Origin of the sequence: Neobacillus oceani (genome assembly GCF_046237595.1) — a bacterium.
Lineage (GTDB): Bacteria > Bacillota > Bacilli > Bacillales > Cytobacillaceae > Bacillus_D > Bacillus_D oceani.
Genome location: NZ_CP143543.1, coordinates 2,954,990 through 2,971,847 on the forward strand (window position 1 = coordinate 2,954,990; position 16,858 = coordinate 2,971,847).

Consider the following 16,858-nt stretch of genomic DNA (forward strand, 5'->3'; position numbering starts at 1 on the left):
AAGCCTCACTTAGGCAATTTGCATTCCGATTCCAGTTTAAGTAAAATGAAGCAAGGAAAAAAAAGAGCCTGCCTTTCGGAAAAGGCAAGCTGCATATTCTTGGGGAGAAGCCCCTTTTATTCAAGAAAATCTTTCAGGCGTTTGCTTCGGCTTGGATGCCTCAATTTTCTGAGGGCTTTTGCTTCGATTTGCCTGATTCGCTCCCTTGTCACGCCAAAGACCTTCCCGACTTCTTCCAGCGTCCTAGTCCGGCCATCATCAAGCCCGAACCGGAGACGCAGTACATTTTCCTCGCGGTCGGTCAGCGTATCAAGGACATCCTCGAGCTGCTCCTTCAATAATTCGAAGGCAGCGTGTTCGGAAGGTGAAGTCGCATCCTGGTCTTCGATGAAATCGCCAAGATGGGAGTCGTCTTCCTCACCGATCGGTGTTTCTAATGATACAGGCTCCTGCGCGATCTTAAGAATTTCCCTTACTTTGTCCGGAGTAAGGTCCATGTCTTCGGCAATTTCTTCCGGAGTTGGTTCGCGTCCAAGATCCTGAAGCAGCTGCCTCTGTACCCTGATCAGCTTGTTGATTGTCTCAACCATATGGACAGGAATCCGGATGGTCCTGGCTTGGTCCGCGATTGCGCGGGTAATCGCCTGGCGGATCCACCATGTTGCGTATGTGCTGAATTTAAAGCCTTTGCGGTAGTCGAATTTTTCAACGGCCTTGATCAATCCCATATTTCCTTCCTGAATCAGGTCAAGGAAAAGCATGCCGCGGCCAACATATCGTTTGGCGATGCTGACAACCAGCCGGAGGTTTGCTTCCGCAAGACGGCGTTTCGCTTCTTCGTCCCCGGCCTCGATCCGGTTGGCAAGCTCGATTTCCTCCTCGGCGGAAAGCAAATCGACGCGTCCTATTTCCTTCAAATACATACGGACAGGATCATTGATTTTTACACCAGGAGGGACACTCAAGTCATTAAGGTCGAATTCCTCGTCATCATCTTTTGATATTTGCTGGACATTTGGATCCGCCTCTTCACTATCTCCGACCAGATCGATTCCCTGGTCGCCAAGATATTCGTAAAACTCATCCATTTGGTCGGAATCCAGGTCATAATTCGCCATTCTTTCAGCTATATCGTCATAGGCAAGGTGGCCAACTTTTTTACCCAGTGCTGTTAATTGGTCTTTCACTTGTTCAACGGTCAACTCATTCTCGACCTCGTTTGACCGTGCTGATTTTTCAGCCATAGGTCCCCCTCCTTCAAAATTCAGGCATATTGCAATGCATTACAATGATTTTTGTAATTCAATTATTTCTTTGCCCAGCTCCATCGCTTTTCGGTAATCCTTTTGGGCATCAGCTTCTCTTTGGAGATTGCGTTTTTCTTTTATTTTTAACAACTTTTGATATTTCAACACCTGATGGATATAATCATTAAGTTCCTGTTCGCCCAATTCTTCATTGAGCGTCATCATTTCGATATCGGCAACCATCCTCCTAAGCTTTTCATCCTTAATATAATTCAGGAACTCTCCCAAATCGAATTGTTCCTTTTCCTCATAATAACCGAAAAGATACGTGATGATTGCCTGATGCTCATCGTGGTTGAACGTATTGCCTTTAAGCATTTCTTGTATTTTATAGGCGTTTTCCCTGTCCCTTAGCATATGGGCAATCATCCTGCGCTCAGCATTGTAGTGTGCAGGCTTAAGCGCCGACGATACCGCTGCAATTGGCGGAAGTTCCCTTTTACGGGGCTTCCCTTCCTGCCTGATGCTTTTTGTCTGGGCGTTTTCCGCCATTTGCTGCTTCAACGCTTCCAGTGACAACGAGAATTCAGCCGCGAGCTGCCTTAAATAATGGTCTTTCTCAACCGCTTTTTGGAGGCTGCTTATTTCGCTTACTATCTTTTCGATATAGGCAAGCCTATCTCCTTCATTTTGAAGATTTTTTCCCCTGCGATAGTAATGAAATTTAAATGACATCAAGGTAAGGCTTGATCCTAAAATTTCGTTCCTAAACTTTTCGCCGCCGTATTTCCTTATATAATCATCGGGATCAAGGCCATCTGGCATCAATGCCACACGGATTTCGATTCCTGCTTCCGAAAGCATGCCTGCCGCCCGGAAAGCTGCTTCAATCCCGGCATTGTCCGAGTCATAGCAAATTGTCACAAATTGGGCGTTTCTCCGTATAAGGGAGATGTGTTCTTGGGTCAGCGAGGTCCCCATTGTTGCAAGTCCATTTTCCACCCCGGCCCTGTAGGCTGCGATTGTATCGGCAAATCCCTCGAAAAGGACGGCATGGTGCTGCCGGCGGATAACCGGTTTTGCCAAATGGAAATTATAAAGGACTTTGCTTTTGTTGAAAATTGGCGTTTCGGGGCTGTTTAGATACTTGACGTCCTCGCTACCCAGGGTTCTTCCAGAAAAAGCAATCGGCTTTCCGTTTTGGTCGAACAAAGGGAACATAATTCTGTTCCTGAAACGGTCAAAGTACGTGCCATCCTTTTCCCTTTTAATGATGAGGCCCGCTTTTTCCATTTCTTCGGCCTTAAAACCCCTTTTTTGAAGGAATCCTGTGACGAATTCCCAGGAATCCAGAGCATAGCCAATTTGGAAGGTATCAATTGTCTCCCTCGTAAATCCCCTTGACAGCAGGTATTCAAGGGCTTCCTGCCCCTCCTTTGTATTTACCAACAAATGGTGATAAAATTTTACAAGTAATTCATGGGCTTCGAAAAAAGGCTGAAAACCCGCCTGCCTGGCACTTTCCGCTTCTGTGGATACATGGGTGATCCCAAGATCTATCCCCGCCCGATCAGCCAGTTTAGCGGCGGCTTCAACAAATGGCATTCCTTCGAGGTCCATTAAAAAAGAAAAAACATTTCCTCCCGCCCCACACCCAAAGCAGTAATAAATCTGCTTATCGGGAGAAACGGAAAAGGAAGGTGAATTTTCTCCGTGAAACGGGCAAAGGCCAAAGTAATTGCGGCCCTGTTTCTTCAGCTGCACATATTCACCGACAAAATCCACTATATCAACAGATTGCCTAATCTGATTGACTTTTTCTTCGGGGATGCGCTCAGCCATGAAAACAACTCCAGTTAACGTTCTTGGCCGCCGGGATATCCGGGGCCTGCACTAACCGACAAAAGTTCTGCCAGTTCCTCCACAAACCGGTTCCGTTCCACATCGGTAAATGGAGGCGGACCCTTTCCATAAACGCCTCTGGCGCGGGCCTTTGTTTTGATATACCGGATGTCAAGGGCCGTCTGGATATCTTTTTCCTCAAATAAAATTCCCTTTGGCGATAGGACATAAACCCCTTTCAACAGGAGAGTGGAAGCAAGGCCAATATCCTGGGTGACGACAATGTCGCCTCTGGACGCATGATTCATAATGTAAAGGTCGGCCGCTTCCCGATCCGAATCGACATATTTCCACTCCCACCCCAAATAAAGCGGATTGGACGTGGCGTGGGCATAGGAAGCTACAAATATGGCCTCTACAGAAAAATCGGACGCCAATTGTGCGATCTCCTCTTTAACAGGGCACGAATCCGCATCCACATACACTGTTCGGTGTTTTTTATCCATAGTACTAATTCTACATCCCCCCGCATATTCCTTCTTTTCCGGCAAAGATTATCGGAGATTGTGTCGAATTTTTTCCTATCCGTTCCCTATCCGTTCCCTTGACTTCTGACAATAAATAGTTTATTCCTAGCCAAGCAAGTCTAAACCTGCAACGGCGGTTTTTTTATCACAATTTTTTATTATAGGTCATTTTATAATATTTTGCCATCCATATGTCTAGTTTTTTTAAGAAAATAAAATATGTAAATAAAAGGATAAACACATGCCCTATTCGGCCATGTGTTTATCCTTTTCCCTTTCTTAAGGGACAGTAAGCCCCTTTAGGGCAACTGTCCCTTAAGGTTTGATTGGTGAGCTACAGTGAAACTTGCCGCTAGCCTTTTAGCGGCTTAGATGAACCAATCGGGTTCGTACTACCGCTGAATCCACCTAAGGGGAGAATTAGCGGCAACTGAACAAACCGCCTCTGTTGGTTTATCCCCTGTGGACTTTGCTTAAAATGAGGTTCGCCGTTTCTTCAACCGCTTTGTTCGTTACGTCGATTACAGGACAGCCAATTTTTCCAATCACCTTGTCAAAGAATTCAAGCTCTTCCTTGATCCTGGTTATATTTGCATAGCTTGCGCTGTCATTCAGTCCAAGTGTTTTTAATCGTTCCCTACGAATGGAATTCAATTTTTCAGGGCTTATTTTGAGCCCGATGCATTTCTCGGCTGGAACACGGTACAGTTCCTCTGGAGGGTCGACCTCTGGGACAATCGGTATATTGGCGACCTTCAGGCGTTTATGGGCCAAATATTGTGAGAGTGGGGTTTTTGATGTACGCGAAACCCCTATCAGAATAATATCGGCCTTCATCAGTCCCCTGGGATCTCTTCCATCGTCGTACTTCACAGCGAACTCAATTGCTTCGACCTTTTTAAAATAATCCTCATCCAGCTTCCTGACAAGCCCTGGTTCGAAAAGCGGCGTTTTGCCGGAAAGCTGCTGGATTTGGTCCATTAGCGGCCCAATCAGGTCGACGGCGTAAATACCCGCTTCATTCGCTTTTTCATTCATATACGCACGCATCTGAGGCTTTACAAGTGTAAATGCAATCATCCCTTTATCAAACGCCGCCAGTGAAATAACCTCATCGATATTGTCGGTATCTTCAACATAAGGGAATCTCTTAAGCTTGATATCGTTTCCGTTGAATTGGGTAATTGCTGCTTTTGTTACGAGTTCCGCAGTTTCCCCAACCGAGTCGGACACTACATAGATTATTGGCTGGTCCATGGTCGTCTTTATTCCCCTCTTCCTAAACTAAGCTCATTCCGCGTTCCCAAGGGATACGAAAGCCCTCGTTATGCTAGTTTTTGTAATACGGCCTATCACTTCAAAGCCTGCTTCCGTTTCCTTAATAACAGGAATCGCGTCAATTTGCCTGTCAATCAATTTTTTCGCGACATCTGTGAGCAGGTCTTCCTTCCGGCACACAGTAATATTAGGCATCCTCGTCATGATAATATTGACTGGCAGGGCGGTTAACTCCTGTTTGCCAAGGCTTGCCCTGAGCAGGTCCTTCCGCGAAAGGACCCCGGCAAGAATTGATTTTTCATCAACCACAAAAAGGGTCCCTACATCCTCCAGAAACATCGTAACAATCGCATCGTATACGGAAACATTTTCATTTACAACTACCGGCCTTGATTGGTAATCGCTCACCATGATTTTTTGAAGCTTTTCGGATAAAAGCTGATCGCCGGATTTCCCTGTATAAAAGTAACCCACCCTTGGCCTGGCATCAAGGAATCCTGCCATTGTCAAAATCGCCAGGTCCGGCCTTAGCGTGGCGCGTGTCAAATTCAGCTTTTCTGCGATATTCTCGCCTGTAATCGGCCCGTTTTCCTTGACGATTTGCAAAATTTGATCCTGCCGCTTATTCAGTTCCAAGTCCCTCACCGCCTATTCACTGTGCTACTAACATCCATTCTAAAATTGTGTTTTCTCCCTCAGGAATCCCGTAAGCTCTTCAATCGGAATGCGTGTTTGTTCCATTGTATCCCGGTCCCTGACTGTTACCTTCCTGTCCTCGGCCGTTTCGAAATCAACCGTAATGCAGAATGGGGTGCCGATTTCATCATGGCGGCGGTACCGTTTTCCAATCGAGCCGGCCTCATCAAAATCAACTGGGAACTCTTTCGCGAGGCTGGCGAAAATTTCCCTTGCGGAGTCGGACAGCTTTTTCGATAACGGTAAAACAGCCGCCTTAAATGGCGCAAGTGCGGGATGAAGATGCATGACGGTCCTTGAAGTGCCGTCTTCCAGCTGTTCTTCTTCATAAGCATCGATCAAGTAGGCAAGGGTGACCCGGTCGGCCCCAAGTGAAGGTTCAATGCAATACGGAACATACTTTTCATTCGTTTCAGGGTCAAGATAATGGAAGTCTTCGCCCGAATACTGCATATGCTGCTTCAAATCATAATCGGTACGTGAGGCGACGCCCCAAAGTTCGCCCCATCCGAAAGGAAATTTGTATTCAAAGTCGGTAGTCGCGTTGCTGTAGTGTGACAATTCATCATCGGAATGGTCACGGAGCCTCAGGTTCTCCTTTCTCATCCCTAGTGAAAGCAGCCACTTCTCCGCGAACTCTTTCCAGTAAGCGAACCATTCAAGCTCTGTGCCGGGCTTGCAGAAAAATTCAAGCTCCATCTGCTCAAATTCCCTCGTACGGAAAGTAAAGTTCCCCGGGGTAATCTCATTTCGGAAGCTTTTGCCAATTTGGGCAATGCCAAACGGAAGCTTTTTCCTCATCGTCCTCTGGACATTTTTGAAATTGACGAAAATCCCTTGGGCTGTTTCCGGGCGAAGGAAAATTTCGTTCGCGCTTGACTCGGTAACACCTTGGAACGTCTTGAACATAAGGTTGAATTGCCTTATGCCGGTAAATTCCTTGCTGCCGCAATCAGGGCATGCGATATCGTATTCCTTAATCAGTTCTTCCATTTTTTCAAAAGGAAGTCCATCAACGATAAGTTCAATACCTTTCTCATCCAACGCATTTTCGATGATTTTATCGGCGCGGTGCCTTGATTTACACTTTTTGCAGTCAATCATTGGGTCATTGAAATTACCAATGTGGCCGGACGCTTCCCATGTCCTCGGGTTCATTAAAATAGCGGCATCAAGCCCGACATTGTAAGGGGATTCCTGCACGAACTTCTTCCACCATGCTTTTTTGATATTGTTTTTCAGTTCGACCCCGAGCGGGCCGTAATCCCATGTATTCGCGAGCCCCCCATATATTTCGGAACCGGGAAACACAAAGCCCCGGTGTTTTGCATGGGAGACAATTTGGTCCATTGAAACGCTCATTTTACATTTCTCCTTTGTGATAGTGTATGTATTCTGGCTCGAAACAAAAAACCCCCGCCTCTATGCCAGAAAGCATAGGGACGAGAGTTTACCCGCGGTTCCACCCTATTTGCTGCACGAATGCAGCCTCTTTAAAAAAATGTTGCTCCGGAACTCCATTCCCAGGTTTCCCGTCCTCCGGCTTCCACCATCCCGGATTCGCTTTTACAGGAGCAGCCAGGTACTCTTTTCCATCTTTGCAACTATGAAATTAAATACTTTATTAAGATAGTAGCGAAAAAGGAAACGGATGTCAACTCCATTAAACCATCCCCCTCAGGCTGTCCATTGAATCAAGGAACCTTTTGGATTTAAGGCTTAGGCCCGAGTATTCTTCATAATATGCCGAAATGATCCGCTTAAGCTCATCCTTCGTTTCCTTTTTTACCGAGATATTGCCAAGGCGAGAGAGGTCAAAGTAGTAAAACAACCGAAGAAGCCTAGCTCCAGCCTGGGAAAGCTTGAAATGGTACGGGTCCTTTTCTATGCAGCGATGGCAGATGAATCCGCCTTCCCTAATGGAAAAAGAAAAATGCCCGTCTGTGCTGCCACAAACGGCGCATTGATCGAGGATGGGATAAAGACCCATCACATTGAGCATTTTCATCTCATAAATGAACATGAGAATTTCGGGGTCGTACCCCTCATTCAAATAATTTAAGGTCTGGTAAAGCAGTTCAAATAAAAACGGGTTTGGTTTCCTGTCCTCTGCCGCCTTATCGGTTAGTTCGGCAATGTAGCTAGCATAGGCCGTAAGGAAAATATCTTCGCGAATCGACTTCATGGAAGAAATGATTTCTCCCTGTTGGAGGCTTCCCATCCCGCTCCCTTTATTGACCAAAAAATAACCATGTGTCAGGAGCTGGGTCGCCGCCGAAAGCCTGCTGCTTGGCTTCTTCGCCCCTCTCGCCATCGCTCCGATTTTGCCCCATTCACGGGTAAATAAAGTGACAACCTTGTTCGTTTCACCGTAATCGGTTGTCCTTATGATGATGCCTTCACATTTTTGAAGCATCCCGTTCACCATCCAGGTATTTTGACAAACTTATGAAACAGGATAATCTGCTTGCGCTAGCTCTTCGTCGAAATTGCCGGGTATTTCTGTGCTTTCCTTCTCCATTTCCTTAAAGAGAAGATATGTGTCAATATTACCTGTTTGACTGAACACCTTCCAGGTAAAATCCAACATTGAAAACCCCATCCTTTCCTTAATAGACTAGCTTGAAATCGTAATCCCTGGTTACATTTATCTTAGCCTGCCATTCGAAAATAATAATGCGAAAATATTGTTAATCGTGTCCATGAATAGATTTGAACTAACCCATATTTAATACTCATCCTCACGGAACCCAAATTCACGCAGCCTAGACATTTTGTTCCGCCAATCCTTTTGCACTTTTACCCAAAGTTCCAAATACACTTTTGTTCCAAGAAGCTGCTCAATGTCCATTCTTGCCCGCTTCCCGATTTCCTTTAGCATCCCGCCCTGTTTGCCTATAATGATTCCTTTTTGCGAGTCGCGTTCGACAATGATCGCGGCCATGACGTGAACCATATCCTTATTTTCATCGCGCTCCATCTTTTCGATAATGACCGCTAATGAATGGGGAACTTCTTCTCTCGTTAGGTGAAGGGCCTTCTCCCTAATTAATTCGGAAACAATAAACCGTTCTGGATGATCGGTAACCTGGTCGGCCGGGTAAAATTGCGGCCCTTCCGGCAAGTACTCCTTTATTTGTCCAAGAAGGCGGTCAACATTGTTCCCTTCCAGTGCGGAAATCGGTACAATCGCTTCAAACGCATGCCGATTCTTGTAATCATCAATAATTTCAAGCAATTTGTCCGGGTGGACTTTATCGATTTTATTAATGATCAGGAATACCGGCGTTTTTATAGATTGCAGTTTTTCAATAATGAATTCCTCGCCTTTACCAAAACCTTCTTCAGCGCTTACCATGAAAAGGACAAGGTCGACCCCTTTTAGAGTATTTTGGGCCACCTTCATCATGAAGTCGCCGAGTCTATGTTTGGGCTTGTGAATGCCCGGCGTGTCAATGAATATAAGCTGTGCATCTTCGAGGGTTAGCACCCCCTGCACCTTATTGCGGGTTGTTTGCGGCTTATCGCTCATAATGGCGATTTTTTGCCCGATCACCCTGTTTAGAAAAGTGGATTTGCCTACATTTGGGCGCCCAATAATTGAGATGAATCCCGATTTATGGCCTTTTTCCACACTTGCTCCATTTGCCATGCTTGCAATCCTCCGGAAGTTAGCTATGAAGGGAAAAAACCTTCTGCTGTAGTTTCTTTTATTGCCTCTTTGCAAATTGTTAAACCTTTTTTCCCCTTGGAATAATAGATCCCCAGGGATGAATTTCAATATTTTCTTCTTCCATCTTACCTTAAAATGAGGACCGTTTCATCCCTCCAAAGACATTTCCCAAAAATAATTTCGAATTTTCTTGAAATTATTTTAAATTCCTATGGCTTGTTTCGCCATTGTATCAATATACAATCCCGATTTCAAATCGGCCTGGATTTTTTCAAAAATAAAAAGGCAGGAACTGTGCCTGCCTTTTACCTTCCTATCATCGCCACTACTTTGGGCAAAAAAATGATGACGCCGATCAAAATAGACAAGCAGGCATAAACGAGCACAGCCCCCGCTGCGATATCCTTTGCCTGTTTCGCTACCGGGTGGAAATCTTTTGTTACAAGGTCGACCACCCTTTCCACCGCTGTATTCATCAGCTCAAGCGCTAGCATTCCCCCAATCGCCAAAAGGATAAAGAGCCATTCCATTTTGGAAATGGAGAAAAATATGGAAAGGCAAACCGCTGCAAAACCTGCGGCTATATGGATTTGCATGTTCCTTTCTTTTTGGGCCGCCGTCAAAATTCCCGTTATGGCGTAACCGAACGATTTCAAGAGGCGTCTTAGGAATGCCCCGTCCTTACCTGGTGAGCCCGTATCCATCGAGAATGTCCTTCTGAAGCGAAAACATTTCCTTTTCATCCGCTTCTGTTTCATGGTCATAGCCTAGGAGATGAAGGAAACCGTGAACGGCGAGAAACCCAAGTTCACGCATAAACGAATGCCCGTACTCCTCCGCTTGTTCTATTGTTTTCGGAATGGAAATGATAATGTCTCCTAATATCCTTGGCAAATCGCCACCGGAAACTTCAATCTCTCCTTCGCCCGGCTCTTCCATCGGGAACGACAGTACATCGGTGGGGGCATCCTTCTGCCTGTACTCATGGTTGATTTCCTGAATACGTTCATTTCCCACAAAGGTAACCGAGACTTCACTGCCCTCTTCAATATTCATTTGAAGTCCAGCGTAATTAAGCAGGCTTTCAAGCTGGGAAATATCTTCCTCTGCCACCGTTCCAGTTTCATCCAAAAAATCAATTATCATTTTCATGCATCCATCACCTTTTGTTTTGTCATATCTGTAGGGTATTCTATCCTTGAATGGAAAATCCCCTTCAGCGTTTCACAAAGTGTATGTTCCACCACTTTTATTTCCCTTTGCGTTAAATCACACTCATCCAGCTGGCCATCCTGTAGCTTGTCCGAAATAATTGAATGGACAAGGGCTTCAATTTGCTCCGGAGTCGGTTGCGCCATTGAGCGCACCGCCGCTTCTACACTGTCGGCAATCCCGATAATGGCCGCCTCCTTCGACTGGGCTTTCGGTCCTGGATAACGAAAATCGGCTTCGTTAATTTCATTCCCCGCCTGTTTTGCTTTATGGTAAAAGAATTTAATTAACGAGGTTCCGTGGTGCTGTTCGGCGATGTCGACGATTTCTTTAGGCATATGATGCTTTTTCAGCATGGCAGCCCCATCTGTGGCGTGCGCGATAATGATTTGCGCGCTTTTCCCCGGCGACAGCCGATCATGAGGGTTATCCCCGTTAATTTGGTTTTCGATAAAGAACAACGGGCGCTTTGTCTTTCCAATATCGTGATAATAGCATCCAACCCTGGCAAGGAGGCCATTTGCGCCAATTGCCTCACAAGCCGCTTCCGACATATTCGCAACCATCACACTGTGGTGATACGTTCCCGGTGCCTCTGTCAGGATTTTTTTTAGCAGCGGATGGTTCGGGTTGGACAACTCGATCAGCCTCATTGTGGACAGTATACCGAAGCTGGCCTCAAGGAATGGCAAAAGGCCCATTGCCAGGACCGCGGATGCTATCCCGGATACAGCGGAAAAAATAAAGATCAGGCCATATTCCATCCCAGAATACTGGGTGTTTCTGAGAAATAGCAAAGAAAATATGACGGAAAAATTCACGAAAGAAACGAAAAAACCAGCTGGAAGAATCTTTGACCTTGCACTATGATCCTTAAGGAAAAGGATTACAGCCAAGCCTGCGCACAGGATATAAATCCCTGCAGACATATTGAGAGCTCCAGTTGTCTCTTCATTGAAAATGATGCTTCCGCAAATCCCCTGGACCGCCGCAGTAAGCCAGGCAAGCCTTTCGTCAATCAAAATTTTAATCATCATGCCGGCCATCGCCGCAGGGAACAGGAAGCTGACACCCTCATATCCAAATTGCTGGAACTGGCTGACAATTTTCATGAGGATGATTGAAAAGCAGAAAACAATCCCAAAGAGAAGCAGATCCGTCTGGTTTTTATCAGGCTGGCTTTTTCGCTCCAAAAAATAATAATAAATGGCTGATAAAATAATTGTTATCAGGAAAAGCAGTCCAAGAAGCGGCTTCTTTGAATCCTGGCTATCCAGAAGGCCAGCCAATTTGAGCTGCCTGTAAATTTCATGGCTGATCAATTCGCCTTCTTCGACTATGACCTGCCCTTCAAGGATTTTGACTGGCTCCACGGTTTCGGCGGTCCGCCTCCGCGCTTCTTCGGTTGCCTGGGGATCATAAAACTCGTTCTGGATAACAGCGTACCGCCCCAAAACAATCGCGGCCCGTTTCAGGCTTGGTTTAAGCGCAGAAAATTTTAATTCCTCTTCAACCTTCTTTTTTGCATTTTCAACCTCATCAGCCGGGATGGGCTTGCTCATTACGTTATTGACAGCTGTTACTGTAAGATCTTTTGCAATCTCCAGTTGCGCTTTATCAGCAGAAACGAGCGTGATAAAAGTCTCTTCCGGCAGTTCCTCTATAACAGCGTGGGTAAGCTTCTCCTTCAGTTTTTTCACCTTGTCGGCAACCGGGATTTCCTCGGGAGTTTCGGACTTTGGCTCGCTGGCTTCTTCATCTTCGGCTGGTTTCTTCAAATCGTCCTGAATTTCCTGGTTCACCTTGATTGCCGTATCAAAAATCGAGGCCACCAAATCGACCTGGTTTTGGGTATACTCACTTTTTAGCCTATATACCCCTTGGACACGCTCTAGTTCCTGTTTGCGCTTTGCCTCCGTACTTTCTTTATCCTCGACCGTAATCGGGGATACAACTGTCTTTTCAGCAATTTCAAATTGACCCAGCTTCAATTTATCCGGTTTAACATTTCCGTACATTGCCAGAAACAGGATTACCCCGATGAAGGCAAAGAAAAGGATGCGAAAAAAAGGTATATCAAGCAGCCGTTTAATTTTCTGAAACTGGTACCGAAGCATAACCATACTGGTTCCCCTTTCCCGAAAGCGAGGCTCTTTCAAATATTCTCTCTATGTAATTACTGAATTTACTGGCATCGCTTCCCTTTTCAAAATCATAACAGGTTTTTCAGCAAGTTTCACTTATATTTCCAATATGAAAGGGAGAAACGTGAAGAAAGGAGAACACATAGATTACCGGGAAAAGTGATAAATTGGAAAAGCTGCCCCAAATGGAGCAGCCTGTCATGTCATTCAACTTTGCCATATGCCTCGATGATTCGCCCGACGAGAGGATGCCGGACAACATCGCTTTGTTCAAGGCGGACGAAAGCGATTCCCCTGACTCCATCAAGGATTTCCTCGGCCGAAAACAATCCGGATTTCGCGCCTTTTGGAAGGTCTACCTGGGTTTTGTCCCCGGTTATGACCATTTTCGATCCAAACCCAAGGCGGGTAAGGAACATTTTCATCTGGGCATGGGTTGTGTTTTGGGCTTCGTCCAGGATGACAAACGCCTCATCCAGTGTCCTTCCCCTCATATAGGCAAGCGGGGCAATTTCAATCGTTCCCCGCTCAATCAGCCTGACGGTATGTTCCATTCCAAGCACATCGTGAAGGGCATCGTAAAGGGGCCTCAAATACGGGTCAACCTTTTCCTTCAGGTCCCCCGGAAGGAAGCCGAGGCTTTCCCCCGCCTCGACAGCCGGCCTTGTCAAAATGATTTTGTTCACCGTTCCGTTTTTGAGGGCGGCCACCGCCATAACGACAGCAAGATATGTTTTTCCAGTACCGGCAGGGCCGATTCCGAATACCATATCATTCTTTTTCATGGCATTGATATAATATCCCTGCCCGATCGTTTTGACCCTTATCGCTTTACCCCGGGCGTTCCGGGCGATTTCCTCCTCGAATAAATTTTCGAAGTAATCCAGAGTCCCCTTCCTGGCAAGCTCAATCGCATAAAGTACGTCGCGCTGGCCGATGCCAATGCCTTTCCGGATGACATGTACGAGCTTGTCTAGCACCGAGGCGGCCAGCTCCGCGTTTTCCTCAGGTCCCGCCACATGGACAGCCTCGCCCCTGGAAATGACCGAAACCTGAAGCTCCTGTTCCAAAATTTTAAGGTTTGAATCCGAGTTTCCAAAAAGAGTAACTGCCTCATTTGGATTTTCAAGCTGTAGTTGAATCATTCTTGAATTTTCAGTCATTCATGAGTCTCCTTGGATAATGGGTTGTCCTATCGCAATATTTTCTACAACTGTATAAAGAATTGACAGCTTTACTTTACCATTCACAATCGAGCTGTGCAAAATTTTTTCACCTTTTATCATAGCATTTTCATCTATATGCTTTTTTATATCTGCCCTTGCCAGCTCGGAAGCCCTTTCAATCGCCTCTTTGCCAGAGTAGATCCTTCTTACTTCTTCTCGTTCCCGCACCGTCTTGTTCACATATGCAATAGGAAGCTCCCATTTGAATAGTTTCATTCGTACGGCGGAGGTGTCTGTTTCGTAATTCTTAAAGTTTATTTTCCCAAATCCCCAGATTGGAAACTCAAAGTTGCCAACACACAGAAAATGCTTTTGCTGCTCCTGGCCATTAAATACTTGGAACGTGGCGGCTAAGGGAAGTTCGATTTCCCCCCTGTACAATGTTTCACCCCAGATTTCACCCTTTGCGGCTACCGCTTCAAACGCTCCTTCCCTTCCAATGAGCCCGGATACAAGGAGCTGCCCGGGCACGACACGGTCACTTACCTCAAAAAGCTTTTGGCCCTTTTCGATAAAATAATTTGTAATCACCGCTTCCTTTTTTGCAATCAAGTGCCTCGGCCCAATGGATTCAGGAGCCTTGGGCTGTTTTTTCTCGACAACACGAAAATGGAAGGTGGTACCGCGGAGTTCAACCCCTACCCAAGTAATTGCCTCGACCCGATTCGTCAGCTCCTTCTGTATTGTTTCAACGCTATCGAGGAAAAACATCGCCTTCCCTCTTTTTACCCCAAGTTTGTCCAGTTCCTGGCGAATCTTATATTCGGTTGCGGGTTTTGCTCCTTTTATTTCTATACCCCAAACGATATTTGATAACAACATAATGACAGAGAAAAAAAAGACGGCGCCAATTAAAAACCCGCTATTCTTTAGGAGCCTTTTCAAAAGGAAAGGAGCTCCCTTCCTTCTAATGAAAGACACCTTGCATTCACTGCCCCTCGCAAACTTCCGGATTCTCAATGCGTCGCCAAGGCTCATCGTAAAATGGACTGCCTCGGGGGAAATTCTCCTGGCATTCCATATTTGAATTCCGTTCTTTGCCAGTACATTCAGGAAACGCTCGATTCCCCTGCCAGTAAGCTTCACCGTCACTTTGCCAGATAAAAACTCCACCCACTGATTTTTCATTTTGGCCCCCCGGCATCTTCCTGAATATAAATAACCTGGTCAATTTTCCCTTCAAGCAAAATTTCTTCAGGCAAGATGGTTTTAATAACAAATGCTTTTCCTTTTATTAAAAGCTGCCCCTTTTTCAGCAGCAGCCTTATTTCCCTGTCTGTGAAGGCAAGCAGCCCGCGATGGTTTTCGACATAAATATGGATTTGGCCAATCATTGTAATCCTCGGCAAATCCATCATGACGTCCTGGGGAAGATCCATCTTTGCTGCAACCCATTTTCGGAGGCGCTGGCCCCATTTTTTTGCCATAAAAAAAGAACCTCCTTTCACTCCATATATTTATGAAATGAAAGAAAGTTCTAGCACCTGTTTTTCTATCCAAGCTCTAAAAGCGGGGCAATCCGGCTATCTTTTATAATAAGGCTTTTTTGACCTGGGCGGGCCGAGGATTTCCGCCCACACAACGGCATCTGCGAGATTTTTCTCGGTTGCCAGCCCTATGGACATTTCCTTTGTGTCCCTGCCATTGTCCGTATCCTGAAGCACGGGCCTTTTGGATTGTTCACCTTTTTCGATTGCTGCCGCCAATACGGGAGCTGGGTTTACTGCCTCCCGGACAGCTTCAGCATTCCCGGTTCGCGTTTGTACCTGGGGCTTCTCGCGCCTTTCGGGTAGCCTGCTCGTTTCCCGTTGTTCGCCCCTGGCCACTTCCCCATACATTTCCTGCAGCTCTCGAGCCAGCTCTGGGAGCCTGCCGGGACGCTTGTTTTCGTTTTCAGGTTTCGTTTTGATTTTTGAAAACATGGAGGAAATTATTGCAATTAACACAAACAATAGGATTGGATTATCAAAAAGCCTTTCCATTAGGAGCCTCCTTCCCTGCCTTCAGCAGTTCCAGGATGTTACTGGCCATCTTTTTTATCCTTGCCCATTTTGCCGATCGAATCTCTCATATCGGTATCGGCGTTGATATTCTTGAAATTAAAGTAGTCCATGACGCCGATATTGCCAGTTTTCAGTGCTTCCGCCATCGCGAGCGGTACTTCAGCCTCCGCCTGGACAACCTTCGCCCTCATTTCCTCTACCCTTGCCCTCATTTCCTGCTCGCTCGCAACCGCCATCGCGCGGCGCTCCTCCGCCTTTGCCTGGGCAATTTTCTTGTCGGCCTCGGCTTGTTCAGTTTGAAGCTCAGCGCCGATATTTTTGCCGATGTCCACATCCGCGATATCGATGGACAGGATTTCAAATGCAGTTCCTGCATCAAGGCCTTTCGACAGAACCGTTTGGGAAATCAGGTCTGGATTTTCAAGTACCTTGCTATGGTTCTCGGAAGAACCAATCGTCGAGACAACACCTTCCCCGACACGGGCGACAACGGTTTCTTCACCGGCGCCACCAACAAGCCGGTCAATGTTCGCACGTACAGTAATCCTAGCTTTTGCCTTCACTTCAATACCGTTCATCGCAACCCCTGCAATGAATGGTGTTTCAATAACTTTTGGGTTAACACTCATTTGTACCGCTTCAAGCACGTCACGCCCGGCAAGATCAATCGCCGCGCTTCTTTCGAACGACAGCTCGATATTTGCCCTGTGGGCGGCAATAAGCGCGTTTACGACCCTGTCCACGTTCCCCCCGGCCAAATAGTGGCTCTCAAGCTGGTTCGTCGTAACATTTAGGCCCGCTTTATGCGCCTTAATGAGCGGGTTGATGACCCGGTGCGGCGTCACGCGGCGCAACCTCATCCCGATTAAGGTGAAAATGCTCACCCTGACACCCGCCGCAAGAGCGGAAATCCATAGCATGACCGGGACGAAAGATAGCAATATCCCGAATAAAATGATCGCGACCGCTACAATCGCAATAATAAAAACAGCTTCATTTGTCATGTTGTT

General features: G+C 46.3%; 17 protein-coding genes. All 17 read right to left on the bottom strand.

The features are described 5' to 3' along the window. Positions 1-116: 116 nt before the first annotated feature. The 17 genes from rpoD to floA all read right to left on the bottom strand — a co-directional run bounded on the left by rpoD (position 117) and on the right by floA (position 16,852). A complete protein-coding gene (rpoD, locus tag V1499_RS14975; RefSeq protein WP_409270686.1) occupies positions 117-1,244 on the bottom strand; it encodes an RNA polymerase sigma factor RpoD in 1,128 nt (375 codons plus the stop codon). 39 nt (positions 1,245-1,283) lie between these two features. After that, complete coding sequence (gene dnaG / locus V1499_RS14980; protein WP_409270687.1) at positions 1,284-3,089, bottom strand: DNA primase; 1,806 nt, start codon at positions 3,087-3,089, stop codon at positions 1,284-1,286. 14 nt (positions 3,090-3,103) lie between these two features. Beyond that, positions 3,104-3,595 carry a DUF188 domain-containing protein gene (locus V1499_RS14985; protein WP_409270688.1) on the bottom strand — a complete coding sequence of 164 codons (492 nt, stop codon included), beginning with the start codon at positions 3,593-3,595 and terminating at the stop codon, positions 3,104-3,106. A gap of 474 nt (positions 3,596-4,069) precedes the next feature. Further along, on the bottom strand, positions 4,070-4,873 hold the full coding sequence (locus V1499_RS14990) for a pyruvate, water dikinase regulatory protein (protein WP_409270689.1): 804 nt from the start codon (positions 4,871-4,873) through the stop codon (positions 4,070-4,072). Positions 4,874-4,906: 33 nt separating this feature from the next. Then, on the bottom strand, positions 4,907-5,539 hold the full coding sequence (locus V1499_RS14995) for a helix-turn-helix transcriptional regulator (RefSeq protein ID WP_409270690.1): 633 nt from the start codon (positions 5,537-5,539) through the stop codon (positions 4,907-4,909). A gap of 30 nt (positions 5,540-5,569) precedes the next feature. Then, complete coding sequence (locus tag V1499_RS15000) at positions 5,570-6,952, bottom strand: glycine--tRNA ligase (RefSeq protein WP_409270691.1); 1,383 nt, start codon at positions 6,950-6,952, stop codon at positions 5,570-5,572. A gap of 301 nt (positions 6,953-7,253) precedes the next feature. Beyond that, the gene (recO, locus tag V1499_RS15005) at positions 7,254-8,006 is read right to left on the bottom strand and encodes a DNA repair protein RecO (protein WP_409270692.1); all 753 of its coding nucleotides are present in this window, start codon (positions 8,004-8,006) and stop codon (positions 7,254-7,256) included. A 30-nt stretch (positions 8,007-8,036) separates the two neighbouring features. Continuing rightward, positions 8,037-8,180, bottom strand: coding sequence for a YqzL family protein (locus tag V1499_RS15010; RefSeq protein ID WP_409270693.1), 144 nt, complete (start codon positions 8,178-8,180; stop codon positions 8,037-8,039). 138 nt (positions 8,181-8,318) lie between these two features. Further along, positions 8,319-9,242 carry a GTPase Era gene (gene era, locus V1499_RS15015; RefSeq protein ID WP_409270694.1) on the bottom strand — a complete coding sequence of 308 codons (924 nt, stop codon included), beginning with the start codon at positions 9,240-9,242 and terminating at the stop codon, positions 8,319-8,321. Between the two features lie 326 nt (positions 9,243-9,568). Beyond that, positions 9,569-9,967, bottom strand: a complete 399-nt coding sequence (locus tag V1499_RS15020; protein ID WP_409270695.1) for a diacylglycerol kinase family protein — start codon at positions 9,965-9,967, stop codon at positions 9,569-9,571. Continuing rightward, positions 9,945-10,415 carry an rRNA maturation RNase YbeY gene (gene ybeY, locus V1499_RS15025; RefSeq protein ID WP_409270696.1) on the bottom strand — a complete coding sequence of 157 codons (471 nt, stop codon included), beginning with the start codon at positions 10,413-10,415 and terminating at the stop codon, positions 9,945-9,947. The genes V1499_RS15020 and ybeY overlap by 23 nt, the downstream gene beginning before the upstream one ends. Continuing rightward, positions 10,412-12,598: an HD family phosphohydrolase gene (locus V1499_RS15030; RefSeq protein ID WP_409270697.1), complete on the bottom strand. Its 2,187-nt coding sequence runs from the start codon at positions 12,596-12,598 to the stop codon at positions 10,412-10,414. The genes ybeY and V1499_RS15030 overlap by 4 nt, the downstream gene beginning before the upstream one ends. Positions 12,599-12,822: 224 nt before the next feature. Next, positions 12,823-13,782 carry a PhoH family protein gene (locus V1499_RS15035; protein ID WP_409270698.1) on the bottom strand — a complete coding sequence of 320 codons (960 nt, stop codon included), beginning with the start codon at positions 13,780-13,782 and terminating at the stop codon, positions 12,823-12,825. Then, positions 13,783-14,973 carry a sporulation protein YqfD gene (gene yqfD / locus V1499_RS15040; protein WP_409270699.1) on the bottom strand — a complete coding sequence of 397 codons (1,191 nt, stop codon included), beginning with the start codon at positions 14,971-14,973 and terminating at the stop codon, positions 13,783-13,785. Further along, the gene (gene yqfC / locus V1499_RS15045) at positions 14,970-15,272 is read right to left on the bottom strand and encodes a sporulation protein YqfC (protein WP_409270700.1); all 303 of its coding nucleotides are present in this window, start codon (positions 15,270-15,272) and stop codon (positions 14,970-14,972) included. The genes yqfD and yqfC overlap by 4 nt, the downstream gene beginning before the upstream one ends. A gap of 96 nt (positions 15,273-15,368) precedes the next feature. Further along, positions 15,369-15,827: a hypothetical protein gene (locus tag V1499_RS15050; RefSeq protein ID WP_409270701.1), complete on the bottom strand. Its 459-nt coding sequence runs from the start codon at positions 15,825-15,827 to the stop codon at positions 15,369-15,371. Between the two features lie 38 nt (positions 15,828-15,865). After that, a complete protein-coding gene (gene floA / locus V1499_RS15055; protein ID WP_409270702.1) occupies positions 15,866-16,852 on the bottom strand; it encodes a flotillin-like protein FloA in 987 nt (328 codons plus the stop codon). Positions 16,853-16,858: the final 6 nt, after the last annotated feature.

What these genes read in the sequence shown, in the direction of transcription:
- rpoD (WP_409270686.1), bottom strand. Translation starts at nt 1,244, where the DNA reads ATGGCTGAAAAATCAGCACGGTCAAACGAGGTCGAGAATGAGTTGACC.
- dnaG (WP_409270687.1), bottom strand. Translation starts at nt 3,089, where the DNA reads ATGGCTGAGCGCATCCCCGAAGAAAAAGTCAATCAGATTAGGCAATCT.
- V1499_RS14985 (WP_409270688.1), bottom strand. Translation starts at nt 3,595, where the DNA reads ATGGATAAAAAACACCGAACAGTGTATGTGGATGCGGATTCGTGCCCT.
- V1499_RS14990 (WP_409270689.1), bottom strand. Translation starts at nt 4,873, where the DNA reads ATGGACCAGCCAATAATCTATGTAGTGTCCGACTCGGTTGGGGAAACT.
- V1499_RS15000 (WP_409270691.1), bottom strand. Translation starts at nt 6,952, where the DNA reads ATGAGCGTTTCAATGGACCAAATTGTCTCCCATGCAAAACACCGGGGC.
- recO (WP_409270692.1), bottom strand. Translation starts at nt 8,006, where the DNA reads ATGCTTCAAAAATGTGAAGGCATCATCATAAGGACAACCGATTACGGT.
- V1499_RS15010 (WP_409270693.1), bottom strand. Translation starts at nt 8,180, where the DNA reads ATGTTGGATTTTACCTGGAAGGTGTTCAGTCAAACAGGTAATATTGAC.
- era (WP_409270694.1), bottom strand. Translation starts at nt 9,242, where the DNA reads ATGGCAAATGGAGCAAGTGTGGAAAAAGGCCATAAATCGGGATTCATC.
- V1499_RS15020 (WP_409270695.1), bottom strand. Translation starts at nt 9,967, where the DNA reads ATGGATACGGGCTCACCAGGTAAGGACGGGGCATTCCTAAGACGCCTC.
- ybeY (WP_409270696.1), bottom strand. Translation starts at nt 10,415, where the DNA reads ATGAAAATGATAATTGATTTTTTGGATGAAACTGGAACGGTGGCAGAG.
- V1499_RS15030 (WP_409270697.1), bottom strand. Translation starts at nt 12,598, where the DNA reads ATGGTTATGCTTCGGTACCAGTTTCAGAAAATTAAACGGCTGCTTGAT.
- V1499_RS15035 (WP_409270698.1), bottom strand. Translation starts at nt 13,782, where the DNA reads ATGACTGAAAATTCAAGAATGATTCAACTACAGCTTGAAAATCCAAAT.
- yqfD (WP_409270699.1), bottom strand. Translation starts at nt 14,973, where the DNA reads ATGAAAAATCAGTGGGTGGAGTTTTTATCTGGCAAAGTGACGGTGAAG.
- yqfC (WP_409270700.1), bottom strand. Translation starts at nt 15,272, where the DNA reads ATGGCAAAAAAATGGGGCCAGCGCCTCCGAAAATGGGTTGCAGCAAAG.
- V1499_RS15050 (WP_409270701.1), bottom strand. Translation starts at nt 15,827, where the DNA reads ATGGAAAGGCTTTTTGATAATCCAATCCTATTGTTTGTGTTAATTGCA.
- floA (WP_409270702.1), bottom strand. Translation starts at nt 16,852, where the DNA reads ATGACAAATGAAGCTGTTTTTATTATTGCGATTGTAGCGGTCGCGATC.